At 37.3% G+C, this 25,366-nt stretch carries 19 protein-coding genes and 3 pseudogenes; 17 read left to right on the top strand and 5 right to left on the bottom strand.

Going from position 1 to position 25,366, the window contains the following annotated elements:
* Positions 1–289: 289 nt before the first annotated feature.
* A pseudogene (locus DWZ69_RS10375) lies at positions 290–553 on the top strand (transposase); the annotation flags it as partial.
* A gap of 250 nt (positions 554–803) precedes the next feature.
* Here DWZ69_RS10375 and DWZ69_RS10370 read toward each other — a convergent pair.
* Both DWZ69_RS10370 and DWZ69_RS10365 read right to left on the bottom strand, forming a co-directional pair.
* Positions 804–1,961, bottom strand: coding sequence for a HAMP domain-containing sensor histidine kinase (locus DWZ69_RS10370; RefSeq protein WP_118436967.1), 1,158 nt, complete (start codon positions 1,959–1,961; stop codon positions 804–806).
* A complete protein-coding gene (locus DWZ69_RS10365) occupies positions 1,958–2,638 on the bottom strand; it encodes a response regulator transcription factor (RefSeq protein WP_199640873.1) in 681 nt (226 codons plus the stop codon). Before DWZ69_RS10365 ends, DWZ69_RS10370 begins: the two co-directional genes overlap by 4 nt.
* A 93-nt stretch (positions 2,639–2,731) precedes the next feature.
* Here DWZ69_RS10365 and DWZ69_RS12290 point away from each other — a divergent pair, with 93 nt between their 5' ends.
* The 3 genes from DWZ69_RS12290 to DWZ69_RS10350 are packed head-to-tail and all read left to right on the top strand — an operon-like array spanning position 2,732 to position 4,699.
* Positions 2,732–2,875: a CD1871A family CXXC motif-containing protein gene (locus DWZ69_RS12290; RefSeq protein WP_009263530.1), complete on the top strand. Its 144-nt coding sequence runs from the start codon at positions 2,732–2,734 to the stop codon at positions 2,873–2,875.
* Positions 2,868–3,755: a 4Fe-4S binding protein gene (locus tag DWZ69_RS10355; protein WP_118436965.1), complete on the top strand. Its 888-nt coding sequence runs from the start codon at positions 2,868–2,870 to the stop codon at positions 3,753–3,755. The genes DWZ69_RS12290 and DWZ69_RS10355 overlap by 8 nt, the downstream gene beginning before the upstream one ends.
* Before the next feature lie 41 nt (positions 3,756–3,796).
* Entirely contained in the window at positions 3,797–4,699 is a 903-nt protein-coding gene (locus tag DWZ69_RS10350; RefSeq protein ID WP_118436963.1) for a TlpA disulfide reductase family protein, read from the top strand.
* Positions 4,700–4,754: 55 nt separating this feature from the next.
* Here DWZ69_RS10350 and DWZ69_RS10345 read toward each other — a convergent pair.
* Positions 4,755–4,991, bottom strand: a pseudogene (locus tag DWZ69_RS10345) (DUF6061 family protein).
* Between the two features lie 365 nt (positions 4,992–5,356).
* On the opposite strand from DWZ69_RS10345, the gene DWZ69_RS10335 reads away from it, so the two are divergent.
* The 13 genes and pseudogenes from DWZ69_RS10335 to DWZ69_RS10270 all read left to right on the top strand — a co-directional run bounded on the left by DWZ69_RS10335 (position 5,357) and on the right by DWZ69_RS10270 (position 23,125).
* Positions 5,357–5,881 (top strand): GNAT family N-acetyltransferase, encoded by a 525-nt coding sequence (locus DWZ69_RS10335; RefSeq protein ID WP_118436959.1) that lies wholly within the window; start codon positions 5,357–5,359, stop codon positions 5,879–5,881.
* 311 nt (positions 5,882–6,192) lie between these two features.
* The gene (locus DWZ69_RS10330) at positions 6,193–7,533 is read left to right on the top strand and encodes an MATE family efflux transporter (RefSeq protein ID WP_118000363.1); all 1,341 of its coding nucleotides are present in this window, start codon (positions 6,193–6,195) and stop codon (positions 7,531–7,533) included.
* A 22-nt stretch (positions 7,534–7,555) separates the two neighbouring features.
* Positions 7,556–8,908 carry an MATE family efflux transporter gene (locus DWZ69_RS10325; protein WP_118000365.1) on the top strand — a complete coding sequence of 451 codons (1,353 nt, stop codon included), beginning with the start codon at positions 7,556–7,558 and terminating at the stop codon, positions 8,906–8,908.
* Between the two features lie 320 nt (positions 8,909–9,228).
* Positions 9,229–9,615 carry a hypothetical protein gene (locus tag DWZ69_RS10315; RefSeq protein WP_243081046.1) on the top strand — a complete coding sequence of 129 codons (387 nt, stop codon included), beginning with the start codon at positions 9,229–9,231 and terminating at the stop codon, positions 9,613–9,615.
* Positions 9,616–9,803: 188 nt separating this feature from the next.
* A complete protein-coding gene (locus DWZ69_RS10310) occupies positions 9,804–10,229 on the top strand; it encodes an N-acetyltransferase (RefSeq protein WP_118000367.1) in 426 nt (141 codons plus the stop codon).
* A 298-nt stretch (positions 10,230–10,527) separates the two neighbouring features.
* Positions 10,528–10,722: a hypothetical protein gene (locus DWZ69_RS10305; protein WP_118436957.1), complete on the top strand. Its 195-nt coding sequence runs from the start codon at positions 10,528–10,530 to the stop codon at positions 10,720–10,722.
* Between the two features lie 258 nt (positions 10,723–10,980).
* Positions 10,981–11,931 carry a cohesin domain-containing protein gene (locus DWZ69_RS10300; protein ID WP_118436955.1) on the top strand — a complete coding sequence of 317 codons (951 nt, stop codon included), beginning with the start codon at positions 10,981–10,983 and terminating at the stop codon, positions 11,929–11,931.
* Positions 11,928–17,333 carry an InlB B-repeat-containing protein gene (locus DWZ69_RS10295; RefSeq protein WP_118436953.1) on the top strand — a complete coding sequence of 1,802 codons (5,406 nt, stop codon included), beginning with the start codon at positions 11,928–11,930 and terminating at the stop codon, positions 17,331–17,333. The genes DWZ69_RS10300 and DWZ69_RS10295 overlap by 4 nt, the downstream gene beginning before the upstream one ends.
* Before the next feature lie 63 nt (positions 17,334–17,396).
* A complete protein-coding gene (locus tag DWZ69_RS10290; RefSeq protein WP_118436951.1) occupies positions 17,397–18,662 on the top strand; it encodes an SH3 domain-containing protein in 1,266 nt (421 codons plus the stop codon).
* Positions 18,663–18,920: 258 nt separating this feature from the next.
* Entirely contained in the window at positions 18,921–19,091 is a 171-nt protein-coding gene (gene thiS / locus DWZ69_RS10285; protein ID WP_118436949.1) for a sulfur carrier protein ThiS, read from the top strand.
* Positions 19,087–19,230 (top strand): annotated as a pseudogene (locus DWZ69_RS10280) (thiamine phosphate synthase); the annotation flags it as partial. The gene thiS and the pseudogene DWZ69_RS10280, both read left to right, overlap by 5 nt.
* A gap of 85 nt (positions 19,231–19,315) precedes the next feature.
* Entirely contained in the window at positions 19,316–22,690 is a 3,375-nt protein-coding gene (locus DWZ69_RS10275; protein WP_118436947.1) for a lectin like domain-containing protein, read from the top strand.
* Between the two features lie 51 nt (positions 22,691–22,741).
* Positions 22,742–23,125: a sugar nucleotide-binding protein gene (locus DWZ69_RS10270; RefSeq protein ID WP_118000379.1), complete on the top strand. Its 384-nt coding sequence runs from the start codon at positions 22,742–22,744 to the stop codon at positions 23,123–23,125.
* A 105-nt stretch (positions 23,126–23,230) separates the two neighbouring features.
* Here DWZ69_RS10270 and DWZ69_RS10265 read toward each other — a convergent pair whose 3' ends face one another.
* Positions 23,231–24,208, bottom strand: a complete 978-nt coding sequence (locus DWZ69_RS10265; RefSeq protein ID WP_118436945.1) for a Gfo/Idh/MocA family oxidoreductase — start codon at positions 24,206–24,208, stop codon at positions 23,231–23,233.
* A 170-nt stretch (positions 24,209–24,378) separates the two neighbouring features.
* Complete coding sequence (locus tag DWZ69_RS10260; RefSeq protein WP_022165402.1) at positions 24,379–25,224, bottom strand: MurR/RpiR family transcriptional regulator; 846 nt, start codon at positions 25,222–25,224, stop codon at positions 24,379–24,381.
* Positions 25,225–25,366: the final 142 nt, after the last annotated feature.

Genomic DNA, 25,366 nt, shown 5'->3' with positions numbered 1-25,366 from the left:
AGTAGCGGGCATTATGATACGCCCCGGTCAGATAGACAGGGGAGTATCATGAAACCCGTCATTTTTGCTTAAAAGCAACAAAGAAGCAAGAAAATAACAAACTGTGTGGCAAAAATTGGCTCCCAGCAAGAAATTCGAAGCCGAAAAGCAACAAAAACAAGATAAATCAAGAAAAATGTTTCTTTCCACATCCGAGAAATCTCCCCTTCCGGAAAATTGCTGTGGGCACGAAGAAAGGCAACAAGTGAAAAAGCAACCTCTGTATATATGGCTTCGGTTAGTTTTTTCCCATTGGGACGTAATATCACCTATTTTCAAATTTTCAGATACTGTCCGAAAAGTAATATATACAACCAATGCCATTGAAAGTTTAAACTCAACATACAGGAAAGTTAATCGTCAGAGAAGTGTATTTCCAAGCAACAAGGCATTGTTGAAAGCTCTGTTCCTTTCAACCTTTGAAGCAACGAAGAAATGGACAATGACCTTAAGAAACTGGGCTCAGGTGTATGGAGAACTGAGCATTATTTACGAAGGCCGTTTGCCTGAATAGCATAAAAAATACCCAATATCAAGGATGAATATACGCCCGTTATAAAATGGGCGTCCTTGACATGGGTATTTTTATATGCTAGTTATATAAACAAGAGCTGCAAGCTCATTTCATGAACTTACAGCTCCATCACTTATCATAGAATGTCTATTTATAGACTTTATTTCACAGACTCAAATAACAAATTATTCTATTTTTCTCATTTAGCAAATCTGTTTTAATAGCGTTGACAAATGTGTAAAACGGAACGCTACATTGAATGCTGTGCAAAAGTCACCTCGAAAATCGTTCCCCCAGTCTTGCCTGATTTGATACAAATACTGCCATCATGTACTCTAACGATTTCACGGACAAAAGCAAGACCTAGCCCTACGCCACCCAGCTCACGGCTTCTGGATTTATCCACACGGAAGAATGGCTCGAACACTCTCTCCCTAAGCTCCTTTGGTATTCCGCTTCCCGTATCTTCTACAGACAGATAAACATGCTTGTTTCTCTGATATGCGGTTACTGTAACCTGTCCCAGTGGATGATTATATTTGATGGCATTCTCAACCAGATTGTATACAAGCCTGTAAATAAGGATATCACTGCCTATCATAGTGGCATTCTCACATTTTCCAATCAGCTTTATATTCTTTTCTACGGCAAGAGGCTCAAGGTCTGCCAAAACCTCTTCAACAATAGCATCCAATATAATTTTATCATCCCTTCCCACCGTCTGAAGCTCACTCATGTCAAGAAGAGTCTTTACCATCCTGTTTAATTTATCATTTTGTTCCGTAACCATTTTTATGGTCTGCAAAGTGTCTGCATCATTTCCCGGGTGAGAGGCAGAATTATATAAATCAAGCTGTACCTGCATTAACGCTAATGGAGTACGTAGCTCATGTGCTGCATTTGCAGTAAACTGTCTCTGTACCTTAAATGCTTCCGACAGACGCTCAAGCATCTTATTATAAGAAATACCCAGCTGGTTCAGTTCCTTAACATTGTTTTCCTCTATTCTTGAATCCGACAGATTCTGAGCCTGTACCTCTTCAATTTTATCTGAAAACTCCCTGATTGGTCTGAGTGCATGCCCGCTTATAAAATAAGTGACGGCACCTCCCAAAAGCGCCAGCAAAACCGTGATTATCAGACTGTTTCTTTTATAGTCGGCCTTATTATTGTACACCTGAACCGAAAATTCATCCGCAAACTCATCCCACTTATCGTCCGGTATGCTGATATATATTTCATCTGATTTGTTTCCTTTTTCATTCCCCTGTGACTCTACCGCATCCTGCAGAGAATCGATGTAATGCACACCATTTTTATAGACAAACATAGTCAGGCAGCCACATATAATAGCAATACACAATGTAGTAATGCACGTAAGTCTCCACTGTAGCGACATTCTTTTCATCTGTCAGACTCCTCCCGTATTTTATAGCCTTCACCTACCTTGTTCTGAATGGGATCATATCCCAGCTTCGCCTTAAGCTTTTTTCTAAGTGAAGACATATGTACCCTGATTGCTCCGCTAAAGCTGTCTGCCGTGGCATCCCACACATGCTCTATCAGCTCCTCCTGACTCACTGGTCTGCCTATATTGATAAGTAAATATTCCAAAATACCATTCTCTTTTCTTGTCAGTGAAACCGGCTCTTCCTTTGCATATGCCTCGCGTTTAATCGTATCAAACTTTATTTCTCCGTATTTAAGACATATATCATTCTGTACAAATTTTCTTCTTGTCAGGCTTCTGATACGTGCCTCAAGCTCCTGCAGATGGAATGGTTTTTCCATGTAATCATTTGCTCCTGCATCCAGTCCCTCTACCTTATCAGCAATCTGACCTCTCGCAGATAATATCAAAACCTTAGTTTCATCATTGTATTTTCTAAGCTCCTTAAGAAGCTCCATGCCATCCATCCCCGGCAGATTCAAATCCAAAACTATCAGATCATAATTCTCCGACAGTATACATTCAAGAGCCTCTTTCCCATCATAACAGATATCCACCTCATAACCGGCAGAATACAGACTCTTTGCAACCATATCACATATTTGTTTCTCATCCTCAACAATTAATAATCTCAAAATGTTCTCCTGCTTCTTAACAATAATTTTACAACCTATATTGTATAATACCAAAGTCAGCTGGTCAACAATACAACAAAAAGGAGCAACATTATGTTGAAATACCAAAAAACATGTCAAATCATTCTGCTTATCCTTGGTGTATCCATGATAAGCTATGGTGCAGTCAGAGGTGAGGCGGCTACAGTGCTTGGTAAAGCAATAAAACTATGTCTGGAGTGTGTCGGAATTGGATAAGGAAAAGAAATTACTATCAAGAAAACTGGCAAAAATACGTGGCTGGATACAGGCCGCGGCAACGCTGCTGACCAATATTCATATTCCAAATTTATTTAAGGGTAAAATATATCAGGGCAATGCAAAAACAGTATGCGTACCCGGATTAAACTGCTACTCCTGCCCTGCCGCGACAGGAGCCTGTCCAATAGGGGCATTTCAGGCAGTTGTGGGATCATCAAAATTTAAGTTTTCATACTACATAACAGGATTTTTTATTTTACTCGGTGTAACTCTCGGCAGATTTATATGTGGTTTTTTGTGCCCATTTGGATGGTTTCAGGATTTACTTCATAAAATACCTGGAAAGAAATTATCCACAGCCAAACTAAAGCCTCTTAGGTACCTAAAATATGTCATTCTTATTGTTTTCGTTATACTTCTTCCGATGCTTGTAACGAACTCTATAGGAATGGGAGACCCGTTCTTCTGCAAATATATTTGTCCTCAGGGTGTTTTAGAGGGTGCTATACCGTTATCTATTGGAAATGCTGCTATCCGTTCTGCGCTGGGAAAGCTTTTTTCTTTCAAGTGTATGATTTTAATTGCAGTGATTATACTAAGTATCTTATTTTACAGGCCCTTCTGTAAATGGATTTGTCCGCTTGGAGCAATCTACTCATTATTTAATAAGGTCAGCCTGCTCAAAATCACCGTTGATAGCGGCAAATGTGTCGGATGCGGTCAATGCTCAAAGGCATGTAAGATGGATGTGGATGTGTGTAAGACACCGGATCACCCCGAGTGCATACGCTGTGGTGCCTGCATAAAGGCCTGTACGAAGGACGCCATCTGCTACCGGTTTATGGGAAAATCATGCCAAAAAAATGACAACAGATAGCTATTAAACATTTTACTATTATTTTAAAGGAGAAATTACTCATGAAAAAAAAATTATCATTTATTTCTATTTTTACACTCTGCATAGCATTATCACTTACAGCATGTGGCGTAAAGCAGGCTTCCACAACAGATTCTAAGAACACTCAGACTGAAGCCGGCTCAGAAGCATCCGGCAAATCAGATTCCAGGCGTGATGATTTATATCAGCAGGAAAATCAGCTTTTTGCAGATCATGCTGATGTGTGGAACAAGGCATTTGGCATGATGAACAAAAGCGACGCCGATCCAAACGGAAATTATGCTGATTATCTTGCCGGTACCGTAGAATCAAACAAGAATTCATTCACACACGATGAGCTTAAAACACTTAATGAGGATATTGAAATCATACGAAAAATCGAGGAACAGATAGCAGAGCTTGAAAACAAAAATACATCATCAGACGATAACAAGAAGGACAGCTCTAAAGCCTCATCTGTATTCAGTGATTTTTCCGGTGAGGATTTTGATGGCAATAAGGTTGATGACAGCCTGTTTTCCGGTAATGCAGTAACAGTTGTCAATTTCTGGTTTACCGGCTGCAAACCATGTGTCGCTGAATTATCCAAGCTTAACGAATTAAATGATGCTATCAAATCAATGGGCGGAGAAGTTGTTGGCATCAACACAGAGACCTTCGATGGCAATAAAACAGCTATCAAAGAGGCTGCCTCTGTTCTTGAAAGCCAGGGTGTCAAATATCGTAATCTGTCAATTGACTCCTCTAGTGCTGCTGGTAAATATGCCTCAGAAATCATGGCCTTTCCAACAACTATACTTGTTGACAGAAATGGCAATATTGTAGGCAAACCAATGCTCGGCGGAATTGATAACAAGGACAACTATGATGCCCTTATGAAGCAGATTAAGTCTGTAATTGATGCAGACAGCACAAATAAATAGAGGTCTGCATATAAAAAGCTCCTGTGCATTGCACAGAGAGCTTTTTTGAACATTACTATAATGTAAAGGAATCTTCTGCATCTACCCACATCTGTAAATTCCCATCAAGATACAGTCTCGCATATTCTAGTGGTTCATCAATGGCAAGTGTGTTTAATGCACAATCTGATCAGGGTGTGGTTCTCAAATTCTTTTCTGCTTCCCAGCAGTCAATGCGAAGCATATAGTATGCACCGGTATAAACATCAATGCTTTTTCGTCCGGGATTATATTCTGCAAATATTGTTCTCATCGTATCTTATCTCCTTATCCTTCAATCAATTATTTGCTACAAAAATCAGAAGCATTTCAATCAGTTCACCATGTTACTTTTATTTTGTGTTATACTGTTTTATATAATTTTTTTGTCTCCGCTGCCGCTTCGGTCGGCACAGAGCAGAGGTCCACCGGACTTCTTGTGCCCTTGTATTTTCCCTTATCAGAGTTCGTAAACACTGGTGGGACGATATAACACAAGAAAAACAATAAGGGAAAGCTCACCTGGGACAAATCCAGTGTTTTCAATGGTTTGCGGAGAATTTAATAACAAAATATAACAGTTATTAAATTTCTTTAAACAGGTGAAATCTCAATCGGAATTTGGAGGGATAGATTTCTATGATTATCAGATATGCAGAAGAGAAAAATTTTATAGAATTGCGACAGTTTTATGACGGTATGTGTAAAGTTTTGAGCGGAAAAGATTTTCTGCCGGAGGGAGATAAAGGTGGTTTCCCTCCAGATGAAATGATCAAAGATGCAATCAAAGAGAGAAATCAGTTTATCGGTATTGAAGATGGTCGAATTGTTGCGGCGTATATTATGAATCATGATCGTGATGAGGCGTATCACGCAGTTAAATGGATTATTGATGCAAATGATAACGAGACAGTAGTTCTTCATGCCTTGCGTGTCCTTCCAGAATATGGAGGTCGTGGATACTCGAAGCAGTTAGTTCAACACGCAATAGACACAGCAAGGGAAAGAAACCTTAAATCAATTCGTCTTGATTGCATAGAGGGAAATGATATTCCACAGAAAATGTATATGTCGTTTGGATTTAAGTATGTGGATAAGGTTGAAATCACATATGTTGATATTGGAGTACCGAGGAAGTTCTTCTTATATGAGTTTGTACTCTAATCAAGACATAATAACAGTTATATCTTGAACATTGTACAAACAAATTCCAGTTTGCAGAACTAATAGAGAAATAACATATAAAACAATAAATATGCCGCCACAATTCCGTAATGATTAATGCTTGAAAGTCTCCTGAAAGAATGCTATAATATTGAGCGTAAAATTTGAGTGGACTTTTCCGGATTCGGTCATCTTTTTGCCACACAGCTATCTTGTGATAGCCGTGTGGCTTTTTTGTTGTCTGCATCCTGGAAAATCTGGCAGAACGGAGGATGGAAGCTGCCGGACACTTTGTGGAGAGGAGGGAAAGTATGCAGACCAATAATAAAATGGCGGTCGCTCCTGTTGGAAAGCTCATCTGGCAAATGTCGATACCGCCGCTGATTTCCATGTTCCTGCAATATTCCTATAATCTGATAGACAGCGCGTTTGTGGCGCGGTTGAGTGAGAATGCATTGACCGCTGTTTCTCTGTCATTCCCGATTACAACATTGATGAATGCAGCGTCTATCTGGATCGGTGTCGGCGTGAATGTGCTGATAGCAGGGTATCTTGGACAGAAAAAGCAGGATGAGGCAAATGCAACTGTCACACATGGATTGTTACTGGCTTTTGGAATAGGTGCCTTGCTCAACCTTATGTCATTACTGATTATGAAACCCTATTTTCGGGCATTCACCAATAATGAAGAAATTTATCAGCTGAGCATCGCCTATATGAGTGTGTGCTCCTTCATGCAAATTCCCAATATGGTGCATATCTCCATCCAGAAGATGATACAGGCCACCGGGAACATGGTCGCTCCCATGTGGTTCCAGATCGCGGGCGTGGTTGTTAACTTTGTGTTCGACCCCATTCTGATTTTTGGGATTGGTATTTTCCCGGCTATGGGAATCCGCGGCGCTGCGGTAGCTACCGTTGCAGGCTATCTGCTGTCCATGATTTTGGCATTTGCTTTACTGCTGGGCAAAAAGCAGAAAGTGCAGGTGAAAATCAAAGGCTTTCATTTGAAAAAGCAGATGATCTACCGTATTTTTGCCTTTGGCCTGCCATCTTTTATCATGAACGCCCTCAGTTCGTTTGTGGTGACCTTTGTCAATCTGTTTTTGGTGGCGTATTCCGATACGGCGATCGCTTTCTTCGGCGCATATTTTAAGGTGCAGCAGCTGATTGTTATGACGGTAAACGGCTTGATTCAAGGCTGTTTGCCTGTCATGCGGTTTAACTACGGCGCAGGCAACAGCGAACGGCTGCATTCAGCTTTCCGATATGGAACTGTTTTGGTCACCGGCATGATGATACTGGGGACGTTGGCTGTCCTCCTCTTTCCGGCGCAGATTCTGGGATTGTTTACGGCGTCGGAAGCCATGCGCTCCTTTGGAATCTCCGCCATGCGGATCATGGCGGCAAGCTATCTGTTTTGCGGCCTTTCTACGATGATTTCCACCTATTTTCAGACCACAGAAAAAGTAGGGTCCAGCATAGCGATCCAATTATGCAGGCAAATGCTTTTCCTTGTGCCTGCCCTGTGGTGTCTGGACAAATTGTTCCAGCTGAACGGAATCTGGCTTGCATTTCCGGTTGCGGAAACCGCCACTTTGCTCGTTGCACTTGTGATGATGGCATGGCATCGACGCAAAAATATCTCATAACGTGTTTTGCGAAGGAGGAATTATGAACGACACTTTCATGAAAGAGAAACCGATATTGCCGCTGATTTTATCCATGTCCCTGCCGATGGTGTTATCTATGCTGGTCAACTCCCTCTACAACATTGTGGACAGCTTTTTTGTCGCGCAGATCAGCGAGGAAGCGATGACGGCGTTATCATTGGTTTACCCGGTTCAAAATTTTATCAATGCGGCTGGAATTGGGTTTGGTGTTGGAATCAACGCAGTGATTGCCTTCTATCTGGGCGCGGGAGATCACGAAAAAGCAGATCAGACTGCCACACAGGGACTTGTGCTTGCCGTGATTCATGGCGTTGTTATGACAGTCTGCTGTATCGCAATTATGCCGGTTTTTCTGCGGATGTTCACTGCATCCGAAGCGGTCATTGAACTTGGCGTCCGCTATTCTGCCGTTGCGTTCGGCTTTACACTCATTGTTACCGTCAGCATGATGTTTGAGAAACTGTTCCAGGCAGTAGGAAACATGAAAACGACCATGATCAGCCTGATGTGCGGGTGCATCACAAACATTGTCTTGGACCCCGTTCTGATTTTTGGCTATGGCCCATTCCCGGAAATGGGGATTGAAGGCGCAGCGCTGGCCACCGGCATCGGGCAGGTCCTGACGCTTGCGATTTATCTGGTCATCTACTTTGTGCGGCCCATTCGCGTGCATATCCGCAGGCAGCACATTCTGCCCGGCAAAAAGATGGTCATAAAGCTGTATTCCATCGGCATTCCCGCAACCCTGAATCTTGCACTTCCGTCACTTTTGATTTCGGCGCTCAATGCGATTTTGGCCACCTATTCAGAGGTGTATATCCTGGTTTTGGGAATCTATTACAAATTGCAGACCTTCATCTATCTGCCGGCGAATGGCATTGTGCAGGGGATGCGCCCTTTGATCGGCTATAACTACGGCGCGGGCGAGAGTAAAAGGGTCAGTCAGATTTATCAGATCGTCCTGTGCATGAACGGTATCATTATGGTGCTTGGGACCGCGATATGCCTGCTGATTCCCGGCCAGTTGATGGGGCTGTTTACCCACACAGAAGCGACGATCCAGGCCGGGGAAACCGCCCTGCGCATCATCGGGGCCGGATTTATCGTCTCGGCGGTTTCTGTTACCTCTTCCGGCGCATTGGAGGGACTGAGGAAAGGCACGCCCTCCTTGCTGATTTCCCTTTGCCGGTATGTGGTGATCATCCTACCGGCTGCGTTTTGGCTCAGCAGGCTTTTCGGTGCCGTCGGCGTCTGGCATGCATTTTGGGTCACGGAAGTGATCGCCGCGGTCATTTCCCTTATCATTTACCGCAAGTCGATTGCAAAACCTGTGACGACGGCCCGAAAGGAATGAATGCCTATACTATTTCAAGTGGCATTTTCCCGAAATATTTGAATGGAGAAAATATCATCTCCGTTCCGCTTGCAGAAAATGAAACAATGCATATTGGATATGTGCTGAATGAAAATCAGGAATTAAATGATCTTGGAAAAAGCTATCTGGAAGAATTATGGAAATATGCTCCAGCCAATTCATAGTCGTATGCTATGGATAATCATATAAAATAGGTGTTATGTATGTACCGCTGTTTGCTGATATAATAACAGCAGAAAGGTGGTTGATGATTATGCCTATGGCGGTACTGCGCAATTTTTGTATATGGGGTTAATTCTTTGCTTCTAAATGTAATGGAAGTGCTGAAGTACATCGGAGCAGACTATATCCTGTGGCTTGCGATTCATATTGCTTTCAGTAAGCCGTCAACAGAAAACGCAGAGCAATCGGCATCGTTTCTGAAAGGCTTCATGCTGCAATTTGTCAATGTGAAGATCTATATGTTCGGAGTTACCGCACTAACGGGTTATGTTGTAGGATATATGTCCTCTTTTCCGGCTTTGCTGTTTTTTGAGCTGGTTATTGCAACAATCGGAACGATCGCAACCTGTACTTGGACTGGCTTGGGCGCACTGATTCAGAAGTTTTATCTACGGCATTTCCGTGTTATTAACATTATCCTTGCACTAACATTACTGGAGTGTATTTGGGGAATGTTAAGATAATTGTTGCTTTGAGAGCAATTCTAATTAACAAATCCCAGTTTATAAAATTAAGAAAATAGAATTTAAGATTGAAAACAACCAATTTGAGTGGAGAAGAAAACACTTATCAGGTACAATTAAAGACAACTGAAATCACAAAGGAAGTCAAAAAGTAACTTCTAACTTCAAGTTTATGGAGAGTCACCGTTATGATTAGAGAATTTCAAAGAGATGATATAAATAAAGTTGCAGATATATGGTTGCATACGAATATAAAGGCACATAATTTTATCCCCGCCGAATACTGGAAAAGCAATTTCAAATCAGTAAAAGAAGCGTTGTTACTAGCAGAGGTTTATGTGTATGAGTATGATACAGAAATACAGGGTTTTATAGGGTTAAATGATGAATATGTTGAGGGCATTTTTGTTTCTGGTGAAATGCAATCGCAGGGTATAGGTAAAATTCTGCTGAATTATGCAAAGGATAAAAGGAATAAGTTGCACTTGAACGTATACCAAAAGAACGCACGGGCAATATCTTTTTATAAGAGAGAAGGATTTGAGATTCAGCATAGTGGCTTAGATGAGGCTACCGGAGAAAAAGATTATGTAATGACATGGCAACACAAATAGAAATTCAAGTTTGTCATACATGCAAGAACGACTACAACGGTATTGACTCGTGACAATAAAATTACAATATTTTCGTCTTAGACTATATGCAAAAATACTAAAGCAGTACAGAAATGAACTGTTAAATACAATAAATATCCTGCTTTATAAAGGAGTAAATTTTTACGAGTAGGAGTTTGAATAATGGATTAAAATGCCGAAAGCCTGTATTTATGCGGATTTTCGGCATTTACTTTATTAAATGGCTCTAGGTTGGATATATTTATGGGTAGAATAATTGATTGGAAGGGAGATAACAATGAAACAATTATCCGAGGATAATGCATATGAGAATTATTACCAATTTGTAGGTGCTACAAAATATAGAAAACCTCTTTTTCATGACAATGAGATTCGTCATAGATTAAGTTGCATTATAGCAGACATTTTTAATAAAAAAGAAGAATTCATGTGGAGTGAGTTCTTCTTTTTTGTAATAGGTAAATCTGAGTGAAGGCTGCTTTATATGTGCCACTTGTATAAAAATGTTTCAACAACTTAACATAATTAATTTATGTAAAAAAATCATACAATATAGGACGCTTCTATAGGCAACGCATACAAAATATAGTAAAATATTACCTATATTTGAGAGTCGGAAAATAATAAAAAAGCAGAGATGCATGGTATCAAAAAAAGATTTTTATTTAATAGCAGTTATATTAAATAAGTAATCGCAAAAAATTGAATAAGGGGTTAGGTAGGTGATAATTTGAAGAAATTACGATTAATTTTACTTACGCTGTTTATGTTTTTATGCGTTGGCTTTGGAAATAATATAATATATGCCAGTGGCGGAGCAGTGCTTGAAGCATCATTAACAGTAACGGAGAAGGACAAGGCAGTTGTAGATATTGATTTGAAAGGAAACACCGGAATTTGGGCACTGAAGTTTAAAGTGGGATACAACCATTCAGCTTTAAAGTTAAAATCAGTACAGAACGGGGAAGTGTTCTCAAAGGGTGACATAACTGAACCGGAAAAGCTGGACAAAGATGAATATGTTTTTTTAGCAAGTTCAAATAGTGTTAAGAATATAGAAAACAGTGGGACGGTAGTAAGACTTAATTTCAAAATTGCAGACTATGCGTTAGAAGGCGATTATCCAATCAAGGTAACTTTGGTGCAGGCTATAGACGCCAAAGGAAACGTTGTTGATATGGACACAGAGGACGGCAATGTTACTGTTTATTATGAAGTTAAGAAAAATGACATAGTGTTCGACAAGTCAAAGAGTGAAAACATCAAAATACCAACAGGAACAAACAGTTCAAAGGAATCAAAAGGCTCAAAAGAATCAAAGGGAAAAGTCAAAAAAGTTGTAGTAAATAATAAGAAAGTTGATAAGGACAATTACACCGTTGATTCAGATGGAAATGTAGAAATTTCTGAGAAGTATTTAAACACTTTAAAAGACGGCAAGTACAAAGTTACCGTACAAAAAGGACAGAAAACGTACAACACAAATTTTATTGTAAAGACGGATGCGTCGAAGAAGATTGTAAATAAGAACAAAGGGGGAGAAAACAGCAAAGCAAACAAAAAAGAAACTGTTAATGGGGCAAGACAGGAGAACGGTATAATTGTTGTGGTAGTCATAGCAGCAGTTGTTATCGCTGGAATTGCCTTTGTACTAGTAAGAAAAAGGAGAGAGAAACAATGAAAAAAAGATTATTAACCTTACTTTTAGCAATTGCGCTCACTGTCTCCCAGGTACCGGCACAAACATACGCAAAAACCAGCGGTAATATGTACGGAGATGTTAATGGTGATAAGGTAATTGATTTACGCGATTTATTATTGTTAAAAGAATATATCTCTGAGCAGGAGACAGAGGGAGTTGTATTTGCCAATGCAGATATTAATGCAGATCAGAAGGTAGATTTGAAGGACTTCCTAATTCTGAAAAAATATTTTGCAGAGTGGGATGTTCATTTAGGAGCTGAATTGCTCACAGTGTCTTTTTACGATGGAGACCGATTAATAGAAACATTACCTGCAGAAAAGGATTATCCGTTAGGGGAACTACCTTCCAAGGATAAATACACAAAAGATAATGCTATTTTAATAGGTTACTACACTGATAAGGAATGTACAGTTCCATTTTATTCAGAAGATGCAGTAACTGAAAACATGAATGTATATGCCAAGTATCAGGAAATGGGTGGTAAGGAAGAATTAAACATTACTTCTTTTGCACAGATGGACCAGCCAAAGGACATAACATTTAACATTAAAAAAACATCAGGCGATGTGGCTGCAAAAGATGCAGCAACTCTTGTTGTAAAAGATGGTTCAGACAATGTTGAATTAAAGGTTGAAGATACTGACGGCGACGGTGTATACACAGTAAGCGCACCACAAGGTTTTAACGAAGGTTGTTCTTATGAATTAAATCTCTCCGACGGTTGGGTATTTGATGGCAAAGAAGAAACAATAAGAACGGCATCATTTTCAATAGCCATGCAGGAAGTTGAAAACCTTGAAATGAATGATGACGTAGTATACATAAAGGATACAGATGAAATTTCATATTCTGTTGACGGAGAAAGTTATGATGTATTAACTTCAGACCAGATAAATGAAAGAGGCGGTAGTTTTGAATATGACAATGCATCAAAACTTAAAAAAGACGATATTCTTTGTGTTTATGTTGGCATAAAACCTACTGAAAGAGATGCAGATAAGGGCGCTGAACTTTTAGATCCGGCTGTATATGTTAAGGTGGCTGCTACAGATGGAAACAAAGTAACCTTTGCGCCACTTGATGAAAATGACCAGCTTGAAATATACAACATGCCTGACAACTTTCCATTAACAGTACAGGAGCTACCAACTGAGGAAACAGGTACAATCAGTTTTGATGAGTTGGATTTAGACATGTACGCAAACATGATGGGCGAGGACGGAACATACGAAAATGCAGTAGACTCTATTGGAGTTGGTGATTTTGTTACATTATATGTTTCAACTGATGAGATTCAATCAGGAAAAGACGTTTATTATGGCGAGATTACGGATTACAACAAAACTACAAAATTAATTACATATAAGGAAGTAACTAAATCGGACATTGAGGAAAGTATGGACCTCTATTCTGAAATTTCACTTTCAGGTAGCGACATTATAAGCGATGAAGAAAGTAAGAAGTTAGAAAATGTTTTAACACAACAGATAGAAAAAAGTGATTTTGGAGAAGCAGCAGCAGACACACTTTTTGATATGGTAACAAAGACAGATGATTTTAAGGATAATGTAAGTGTTCAAAATGTTGTTGTAAGAGATTCAAAGGGAAACAAAATTTCAAAGCAAAAACTTAAGAAAATGAATATAGGTAAAAGCTTTGAACTAACAGATGATGTAAAACTTACTGTTGAAGTTATAAATAAAGGCGAACAGCTTCATTTTAATAATGGTATCCAGCTTGCAGTTGGAGTTGAAGCAGAATTCGAAGCAGAAGTTGATGATGGCACAGTAAATATTGACCTTTCTGCAACATTTGTAGAGGAATGTGAATTAGTGCCAAGAGTAAAAGGTAGCATTGTTACAAAAGAGATTCTTTTTATTCCTATACCGGTTGGTATTAGTGTAAATACAACTATGGATGTAAAGAACTTTACTGCATTTTCATTTAATGCAAATATTTACACTGTGGCAGAAGAGGAACAGTCTCTTTGGGAACAGTTTAAAGCTATTGCAGAAGACCCATCAGAAGCAATTTGTTTATCTAATTTGCCGGATGGACTTAAAGCAGGTCTTAGTTCCGTAAAAGATGTTATGGACAAGATTGAAGAAGTTCAGGCAAAGATAGAACAGGCAAATGATACAGCAGAACAAATAAAAGGCTATAAAGAAGATTTAGAAGCTCTTTGGCAGGTAATGGAAATGAACGGTACCGATGAAGAGGAATGGAATGAAATGTGCAAGGCATTTGAAAAATCAAATGTTGCAAGTGATATTTTAGATGTTATGGATTTAAGCACTGAAACAGAACTTGGCACAGAATTCTTAGATGGAATGCAGGCACTGATGGATAAATACTCAGAAACACTCCAGAAGGAAACAGACTGGGTAACATTAGTTAATAAGGAAATCTGTTCCACAGAAGTTTGCTATTTTGGTGTAGTTATTGGTACACAGGTAAATTTCGTTGTTAGAACAGACATGAATATAGCCATTGGTTCTAATTTAGAATACGAAGTAGGAAAGAGATATAGTTTCTGGTTTAAGGTAGGTTTATTTAAACCGGAGGCTGGCTCTTCCACAATGGATTTGTTAGATGAGCATTTTGACTTCCAATTTTATGTAATGGGTAAGATTGGATTAAAGGCAGGTATTAGAGCTAAACTTTACGCAGGTATTGGTAGTGGTAAATTCGCCTCTGTGGGTGTTGCCGCAGAACTTGGACCATATGTTAAGCTGTATGGTTTCTTTATATATGAATATTCTAAGTATCGTCCTGCAAATACAAGCAATACAGTAAGTAAGGAGCGAATGGCAGGTGCACTTAGTATAGAGTTTGGTCTATATTTTATGATGAGTTTTGAAGCAAATGCCATTGGAAATCTTTTTAGTTATAGTAATGATTTTGTAGATGAGGAAATACCACTGCTGAAGGCAGGGCGAAATGTATTTTATTACAATACAGCGTATGAACCTAGTGACGATGAAGTAATAGTTGTAAGAGACGAAGACGGAGACAGAACTAATGGAATCACAATGGATGTGCCAAAGAACGTATTAGCACTTAAATATGTGGAACTTAGCACAGGTATTCAGGGGGTAGAGTCGCTTTCAACTTCAAATTATAAAATTAGATTTACAAACAGAAACTTTAGTGTAGACAATAAAACAGGAAAAATAAATGTTAATGTTCCTGAGAATACACGTTATATGTCAGGTGAAATGACAATTACTTATTTACATAGTAAGGTCGCATTCAGTCAATACGACATGACAGTAACAGTTCCGGTAGTATGGACAAACCTTACAACAGAAGAGTTAAGTGAATACTATACAGCATCTGTTCGAGTAGGTAATGACAAAGACGGTTATAAGACTGTATGGAACAAAAAAGTTTTAAAGAACGAAGAATTTAATTTACCAACAGAGGAAGAATTGAAGGAAATACTTAACTGGAATGACTATAAATATACTTTAACAGAAGGCTATAATGGTCAGAAAACCGAGAATGTAACCCTTGTAGACAATACAACTTATGATTACTATGTGGATTACAAAACATATCCAATTACAGTAACAGGTATTGAAAATGCAAACGGAACAACAAGAAGTCAGACATTCTACGCAAAATATGGCGAAAGATTTGATTTCTCAGACTTAGAATCAACAGGTTCTAACAGAAGGGGTGCCTACAACAAATTTGCAGGAGTTACAACAACAGCAACCATAAATGTAAATGGAACTGATGAGGTTATTGATTTAACACAACCAATTAACAGTAAAATCGCAGAAGCCTTGTCAAATGGTGTTAAAGCAAAAGCAAATTATGTAGACGACAGTACAACAGCAACATTTGTATTTAACGGAATTGATGTAGAAAATACAGTTGTTAAAGCTAAGAGAGGAACAATTCCTGATTATGATTACTTACAGGTAGCTGAAGAAAATAATACAGACATTATAGGCATAACACCTGAAGTAGATAAAATATCATCACCAACAATATATTACATTGAATGCAAGAATGTTGTTAAGAAGCTTGTAACAATTACTTTTGATACAAGAGGTGGTAATACAATTGATCCTATAACAAGAAAGGAAACAACAATTCTTCCAACAATTGAAACACCGGTTAAAAAAGGTTATGTATTTGATGGCTGGTGCACAGATGCACAGTGTGAAAATCCATTTACATCTAACAGAGTTCCAACAGAAGACATAACACTTTATGCAAAATGGAAACCGGCTGTATACACAATTACATTTAATGTTAATGGTGGAAATGAGTTAGAGAATAATAAGAAGAAAGTAACATACAAAGAAACTTATGGAGAAATCCCTGAACTTGTTAGAGACGGTTATGCTTTCCTTGGTTGGTACATGGAATTAGAAGGCGGAGAACAGATTACATCTGACGATAAAGTTTTAATTACATCAAATGTAACATTATATGCTCATTGGAGAAAATTAAAAGCTATACCTGCTGAAACATTTACATTTACAAAGCAGTCATATTTCTTTGATTCATTTATTCAGAGAATTGCAGATTACAGCTTTAATTTACCGGGAGGGGAAGACCTTAACGAGGGAGAAACATTTAGCGAAGACAGCTTTACAATTAAGTACAAATCTCAAAGTAAGGACGAATATGAAGATAACTTACCATCAGATATTGGAGTATACGATGTTGTAATAACACGTCCGGCAGATCAATACTATTTGAAGTTTGAACATTTATATGAGAGCGTTTTAATAATTAAACCTTATGACTTGAATTGTTCATATTACAATGTTTACGTTGACTGTAGAGATTCAGTTGGTGGCTCACAGAAATTAAATAACACTGTATCATGGGCTAATGGAACAAGCTCTTCATTCTCAATAAATATGGATACAAAGACAAGAAGTGGCTCAACAACAAAATATGCTACATATCCAACACAGATACATATGGAATCAAGTGGCAGAATGGTTGGTCAGCATGTATGGGTTACAACAAGAGTAACTGATATTACAGGTAACGTTAAGTCTATTAAAGACAGATACAAAGAATATTGGGCAAACACATTGAAATACACTTGGGGACTTGGTAGTTATCCGGCTGTAAATTATGCACCTGGAAATTATGAGGTAACTAAGAACGGAAAGATAAAAGTCAGACTTACCACATACGGAAATAACGATAAGGTGTCAGGTTTAACTTATTCAACATCAAGTAGTGGTACTAACAGTGATCCGTGTGTAGAAGTAGATGGAAATTACTTTATTATTGATGGTAGCAAATTAACAGAAGACAATCATGTTGTTAATGTATTTGCTAAATACGGTGGTTCAGGATACTCACAGGTAGGAAGCTTTACGGTTAGTCCTATTGCTGATTAGGAACAGTGTAGTGGAAAGTAATAGAAATATTACAGGAAGGTAATAGAAAAGGAGGTTCTCCGTATGAATAGTTTTAACAAAATAAACATTCGTAAATTACTTGCAATGTTATGTATTGTAGTAATATGCATAAGTGGTATATCTGTAAGTGTACCTGTATTTGCACAGACAGAAAATGAAACAAAAGAATGCGTAATTGCCGCATCATCAAAAACAGTTGAAAGAGGCAATGAGTTTTCAATTATAGTGGACATAAAAAATAACCCGGGTATATGGGGACTTAAATTAAAAGTTTCTTATGACCATACAGCATTAACTTTAACATCAGTAAAAAACGGAACAGTTTTTGATGATGAAGACACAGTGTTACCAAGTACGTTAGATAAAGAAGAGTTTGTATATCTAGCTTATCTTAACAGCCTTAAAAACAATACAGATAATGGTACTATTGTAACATTGAATTTTACAGTTAATGAGGCAGCAGAATTTAAACCATATATTATCGGAGTCAATGTTACACAGGCAATTAATGTTGACAGCGAAGACATAACTTTGAAAGCAAATGATGGCGCAGTTTCAGTAGTTAAATGTATTCATGTAAATGACACAAAGTGGGATTTTGATGCAGATACTCATTGGCACAATTGTGTATATGAGGACTGTAAAGAAAAGATTGTAAAAACTGTGGAGAAACATAAGGCAGTTGCCATTCCTGCAGTAAAAGCCACATGTACAAAGAGTGGATTAACAGCAGGAACTAAATGTTCAGTATGTGGATACGTTATTAAGAAGCAGCAGATAGTAAAAGCCAAAGGCCACACAGTAGTTAAACTTCGAGCAGTAAAAGCCACAACAGAGAGAACAGGCTTAACAAGCGGTAAGAAGTGTAAAGTATGTGGAAAGATTTTAGTAGCCCAGAAGGTTATTGCTAAACTTCCATATAAGATGCAAAAAGCTGCTAAAGTAAGTGTGCAGGACAAGATGTATAAGAAAAAGAGTACATCATCAAAGGTTGTTAGTAACTTAGTTCCAGGTAAAAAAGTTACTATTGTTGACATTAAAAAGAGTTGGTACTTAATTAAGTACAACGGAAAATTAGGTTACGTTAAGTCAACATCAATAGTTTTCAAAGGAACCGTAATAACTAAAAAAGGCAAACTTAGAGTACGTTCAGGAGCAGGAAAGAAATATCCAATTATTTCATCTTACAAGAGAGGAACAAAGGTAACCATTATAGGAAATACTTCAAAAGGCTGGTACAAAGTTCGAATTAAAGATAAGAATAAAGATGTAGTAGGATATATGTCTGCAAAATACATAAAGTTATAATAACTTTTTTGAAAGTAAAACATAAAAAAATAAAACATTAAAAAGCCCATTGGATTTATAGAGGGGTTCCTCAAAAATAGAATTCCATGGGCTTTTTTTATGTAGTAACAAACTCCTTTAGAATTTCTTATTACATAAAAACGTTCCACTAGGGATGCACACTCGTGCGAGAAGAAAATAGTTGCGTAGCAACGCGCACTCGGTGCGTAGAAGGTCCCAAGGGACATTCTATTATGTAATAAGAAAAGGAGGAGAGCAATGAAAGTAAATGGTAAGAGTTATAAGATAACAGTAAAAGATTATTTAGATGAAAAAGAGTATGTTCCTGCACATATAGTTGTTGAATTGAACGAAGAGATTTTACCAAAGAATATGTATGAAAAAACATATTTAAAAGATGACAACTGTCTGGAAACTTTCAAAATTTAAAACAATAGGAACTTCAGTTCATTCTGTGGAAGAGGCGATTGAAGCACAAAAACTAGGAGCAACCTATATAAGTGCAGGTCATATATTTGCTACTGATTGCAAAAAAGATTTACCACCAAGAGGATTGGAGTTTTTAAAAAATTAGAATACAAAGTTAATCTGGTAAATGCTATAATGAATATATAATTAAGGTTTAAAAGAATAAATGATGAAAAGGAGATTTTATGAAAAAAGGGTTTAGTATAATCATGGCGTTTGTTACGGTTATGACAATGCTTTTTAGTGGCGTAACTTTTGCTGATGATACGAATGAAAATACAGAAAGTAAAACAAAAGAATGTAATTTTACAAACCTTATTGTGTTTGCAAGGTTTTCAGACGAAGATGAGTTTGTAGACAATGAATACAGTGGAAATTCTGTTAGAAAAATCACAGACAATTCTTACAACAATGCAGATTTTAATGTTTCAGATTATTATGAAACTGCTTCAAATGGAAAGTTACATATGAATAGTGTGTATTTATTCGACAAGGGTGGTTCTATACAATTGTCACATCCAAGAGGTTACTATGCTGAATACAGCGATGAAAATCCTGAAGGCTATACGGACAATGGCGAAAAATCACAGCGTATGTACGAACTAAAAACAGACTGGTCTGAAGCTATAAACAGAGCTATATCAGCGGGCAATGTGATTACAAATTATGATGGTACAAAAAAGTACAACTTTTCTGAACTTGATAAAAACAACGATGGGGCAATTGATGCAATCACCATTATTTACAAAAATACAACTCAGAGTATTTCTGTGGGTTGGTCCTCCCCTTTATGGAATTATAAGGATTATGCAGATTACGTAAAAATAAATGCAGATGGAAAAACAATTACAAGTAAAAACTATGTACAGGTGACAAATTCTTATAATTATTTATACAAGGATAATCGGAAAAACGTGATTTTGCCTATGGCAGTGGCAACTCATGAAATGGGGCACATTTTAGGATTTAAGGACTTGTACAATAGTTCAAATAGTTCGCCGGTATATTATATGTCTGCAATGGCAAAGCATATGTCACCTGTGCCACAGTTTATATCTGTAAAAGAAAGAGAAGCAAAGGGGTGGCTTACATCTGACAATGTTAAAACAATTTATCAAAATGGACAGTATACCTTAAAGGAAGCATCGACTAGAGGAGATTCACAGATAGTCGGATACAAATTAAATTTAAAAGGAACCAATAAAACACTGTACTTAGAATATAGAAATTTTGGCACAGGTGGTAATAAGTATGATTGTCAGTCAAAAGAATTGTATAAAACAGATGGAACGAAGCTAAAAGGATTGACAATTGGTTCAGGACTTGTTTGTTATTTGGTGGACAAAGATACAAAATTCCCAAACAACATGGGATGCGTTGCAGGAAAGTGGAATTATGAAACATTAGGTGGTACATATGCAACAAAATCTGATGCACCATTAAAACTGAATCAGAGCTTGGAAATAACTGATGATATGCATGTTGAAGTCACAAATATAACTGATAATCAATTAACATTTAAAATAGAAGGTGATTTTGAAGAACAACAGACTGAAACTAAAGAGATATCAGACAGGGAAAAATACGATGGAAGGGACGATGGCATAGTAACACCAGTAAAAGATCAGGGAGATACCAATTTGTGTTGGGCATATTCAAGCATTGCAGCAGCAGAATCATCCATTTTAAAAAGTGGAATTGATCCTACAGTAACAAAAGATACATTATCATTAAATCCGATGGCGGCAGCTTATAGAGTTTTTAAGAGAGAAAGCGATCCATTGGGAAATACAGATGGAGACTGGCAATCAGTAAATTATTTGATGCAGTCAGGAGACCCGTTAAAAATTGCCAAGTTATATTCAATGTGGTGGGCACCGGTATCGGGTAATGTGGTTACCACAAACCCATATGATAATCCGTCATATAGATTTGAAAATGCAATTTATATACCTGAAAACAAATCAAATCCGGAAGAATACATTAGGTCAATAAAAAAAGCCATAGCAAAATATGGGGCAGTAACATTTCAGTACAATAATGCAAGAGAAACGTTATACTACAATCCAAAGAATGAACATAGCAGTACAATTTCTCCGCATGCATGCACAATCATTGGATGGGATGACAATATTCCATCAGACAAATTTGTACCAAATGGTGCTACCAAAAATGGTGGTTGGCTTGTAAAAAACAGTTACAAATCATTGGAGTATTTTTGGCTGTCATATGACAATACAAGCAGTTGTTCTTATGCATTTTCATTTGCACCAAAGGATAAGTATGACTTTAATTATTACTATGATGGAAGCATGGACGATTTCCCATTAAGAAAAGATAAGTCAGTGGCAAATGTATTTAAAGCAAAAAAATCTGATAATCTAAAAGACGAATATATAAAAGCAGTAAATGTGGCTATTGGTGGTGAAAATGTAACCGCTAAAGTGGAGATATATAAAAATGTAGATTATCCTTATGGTGGACAGGAAAATGTACCAGTTTCAGGTGGTTATCTGGCAAATACTACAACGGCATATTTTGAAAATAGCGGATATGTAACAATAGAACTGAATCAGCCGGTAAAAATCGAAAAAGACCAATGGTTCTCTGCAATAGTAAGTGTTTCAAATGAAAAGGGCGACGCCAAAATAATGACTTCATATAAAAATGGCAGGGAAATGTCATATATAAACAACGGTAGTGGATGGACACAACTTAAAAATTATGTGGGAAGAATAAAGGTATACACAAAATTGGAGAACAAAGTGGAGAATCCAACTATAGAAGTGCCTACAACGGAAGCACAAACCACAACTGAAGTGCCTACAACATCAGAGCCAACAACAGAAGCACCAACCACATCAGTGACAACAACACCAAAGGCAACAACGGAAGTGACAACAACATTAGAGCCAACAACGGAAGCACCAACCACATCAGTGACAACAACACCAAAGGCAACAACGGAAGTGACAACTACATTAGAACCAACAGCAGAAGCACCAACTACATCAGTGACAACAACACCAAAGCCAACAACGGAAGTGACAACTACATCAGAACCAACAACTGAGAAACAAACTGAGACAACTGTCACAGTAGAACCCACAGCTGAAATATTGACTACAGAAAATACAACATCAGAAACTACTGGAGAAAATCAAACAACTGACGAAACAACATCAGAAAAAGAATCAACTACAACTTTTGGACAGGTTGTAACAAAGGAAAATGAACCAACAACTAACGGAAAAACTACAACTCGTGTTGACGGTGTAAATAAAAAGAGTTTAAAGCAAACAAAAATTTTAAAAGTAAAAAAACTTAAAAATAGAAAAGTGAGAATTACTTTTAAAAAGGTAAGTAAGGCTAAAATATATCGGATACAGTATTCAACTGACAGAAAATTTAAGAAAAACGTAAGAACAAAACGTACAAGAAAGAATACATATCTGTTAAGAAAATTACGTGTTAGAAAAAGATATTATGTAAGAGTGAGAGCAATAGTTGGAAAAGACAAAGGCAAATGGAGCCGTGTAAAATCTTTTAAAGTGAGGTAAGCGGTTTTATAAGTAATTGGACAGGGAGTTGGGGCTAACGCTCTTGCAGACATGGGAATTTGCGAAAACAATCCAGAGGAATCTTATTTTGCAAATGTGCAGGTACCGATGTATTTGGCAAAGGCGGCAAAAGGAAGAAAACTTATTTGTTTCAGCTCGGATCAGGTTTATAGTGGTTGTGACGATGATGGACCTTATGCGGAAGAAAATGTAAAGCCGGCAAATGTTTATGCAACTCATAAACTGGAAATGGAGCAGAGGGTGTTGGATATTGAACCATCAGCAGTTATGTTAAGGGCTGAATGGATGTATGATATGGAAACCACAAAAGATAATTATTTTACATTGCTAAATAAAGAAAAGACGGTTTATTTTAGTTCACAGGAATTTAGAGGAATTACATATCTGAAAGAAGTGGCAGAAAATATGGTATAGAATTCAGTGATGCACTTGACGGAGTGGTTAGATGTGCAAAGGATTATAAGATTATATAAAAATAGAGCTGTAAGTAGATTTTAAAACTTACAGCTCTGTTAATTTCTATTTTTCTTCTTCAGGATATTTAAAGCCCCACGATTTTCTAAATTCAGTCATCATATCCATAACGTCTTTTGTATAGTCAAAGTGCATGCAGTCAACATCGCCGTTAATTGCTTTTTCCATATCAGCAAGTTCGTAGGCGAGAGCGTCTGCATTTTCGCCGGTTTTGATTAATTCAGTTTTGCCAGAGTCAGTGTATGTTATGGTAGCTTCCCAAGCTCTAGGATATTCCATTATTTCAATATAACCTTTTTCGCATGAAACCATACCACGTTTTGGCTGCTTAGAATGAAGTGAAAGCATAACGCTTGCCATCTGACCTTCTTCGTTTGTTAGAAGTAAACCAGCCTGCTCGTCAACACCTGTTGGAGCAGATTTTACCTGAGATACAAGGTTGTTAGGTTTTGAATCCATAAACCAGCGGATAAATGAAAGTGCGTATACACCGATATCGAGCATTGCACCTCCGGCAAGGTTTCTGTTGAAAAATCTGTTTGTCATATCATATTCTTTAAAACTTCCAAAGTTCATGGTAATAAGGTTCACTTTTCCAAGTGCTCCGGATTCCAAAATTTCGTTTAATTTTTTGTAAATTGGCATGTGGAAAATTGTCATTGCTTCACCAATAATAACACCTTTTTCTTTTGCCAAAGAAATTGCTTCGTTTAATTCATCACTGTTAAGTGTTATGGATTTTTCAACAAGTATATGTTTTCCGTTCTCAATTGCCTTCTTCATAAATTCAAGATGTGTGTTATGTGGAGTTGTGATGTAAACAACATCAACTTCTGGATCAGTAAACACATCATTCATATTGTCATATACTTTTCCGATATTATATTTTTGGGCAAAATCAACAGCCTTTTGGTGTGTGCGGTTTGCAACAGAATAAATATTTTTTCCATTTTTGATTAATGCCTGTGCCATTTGGTTGGCAATAACTCCGGTACCTAATACAGCCCATTTAATTTCCTTCATAATAAACCTCCTTGTGGTTAGATAAACACGTAAAATTTCACAAAGCATATTGTAAAAAGCGGTTTAATAGATAAACACGCATAAAAATTAATTTTACGAATAAATACACTGTGAAAATCAATTTCATAGTACAAAGATACCATGACATATAAATTTCGTCAATAGAAAAATTATTCTTTTGTGAAAGCTATAGATGATTCATGCTGAATAATGGAATCATAAGCTTCTTTTCTCATAGATGTAAGGAAAAGATAAAGCACTTCGATTACCATTGTGGCAGAAACTCTCGAAAAACGATATTCATCAAGAAATAATTTTTCGCGGGTTGCTGTTGTTATATGATAATCACTGATTTTAGCAATAGTCGATTTCTCGCTATTGGTTATTGAAATTGTAGTTGCCTTCTTTTGTTTTGCTGCTTCTAAAATATTAATGACACCGGTTGACTCCCCTGAATTTGAAATTGCAATAACTACGTCATCAGGTGAAAGGTTGTAACTGTAGGCAAGCTGGGTTTCCCAAACAGGAGTAGAAACTGCGGAAATCCCAATCTGGTTAAGCTTGTAGGCTCCGTCCATTGCTACAGGAACAGTGTTGCCAACAGCAGCAAAAAGAACATTTTGGGCATTATTTATTCTTTTTAAAATGTCCTGCAGATTTTCAGAATTCATCATTGAAACTGTTTGAGTAAGTTCGGCAACTTTATTTGCCAATATATTTTTCAATGATTGTTCCAAATCATCTACTGAAATATGATTAGACAATTCATCGTCTTCCGACTGGGAAACCATTTCTTTTGCAATAGAAATTTTAAGATGGTGAAAGCCCTTCATATCAATTTTTTTACAAAAACGTGAAACGGAAGCTTCACTTACCTGACATTCTTTGGCCAGTTCGCCAACGGTCATATCCACGATTTCTTTTGGATGATGAATGATGAAATTGCCAATCTTCTTTTCGGTTTCAAAAAAAGTATCCATAGAAGCACATATTTGATTAATAACTGATTTTTCCATATATAAAGTCCTTTTAATAAAAAATTTATGGGTTGCTAGAAATTTACTTCAATTCGAGCTTGCTTGTAAGATTTAGTGAAATAGTATTTCTTCGTACAAAACACTTAGTAAACAAAGTTTCATAAGTAACTTTACTTTAATA

The organism is Eubacterium sp. AF34-35BH, assembly GCF_003477765.1.
Classification (GTDB): Bacteria; Bacillota; Clostridia; order Lachnospirales; family Lachnospiraceae; genus Eubacterium_G.
The sequence above is the reverse complement of the archived record's forward strand: the minus strand, read 5'-3'. Positions and strand labels throughout refer to the sequence as shown.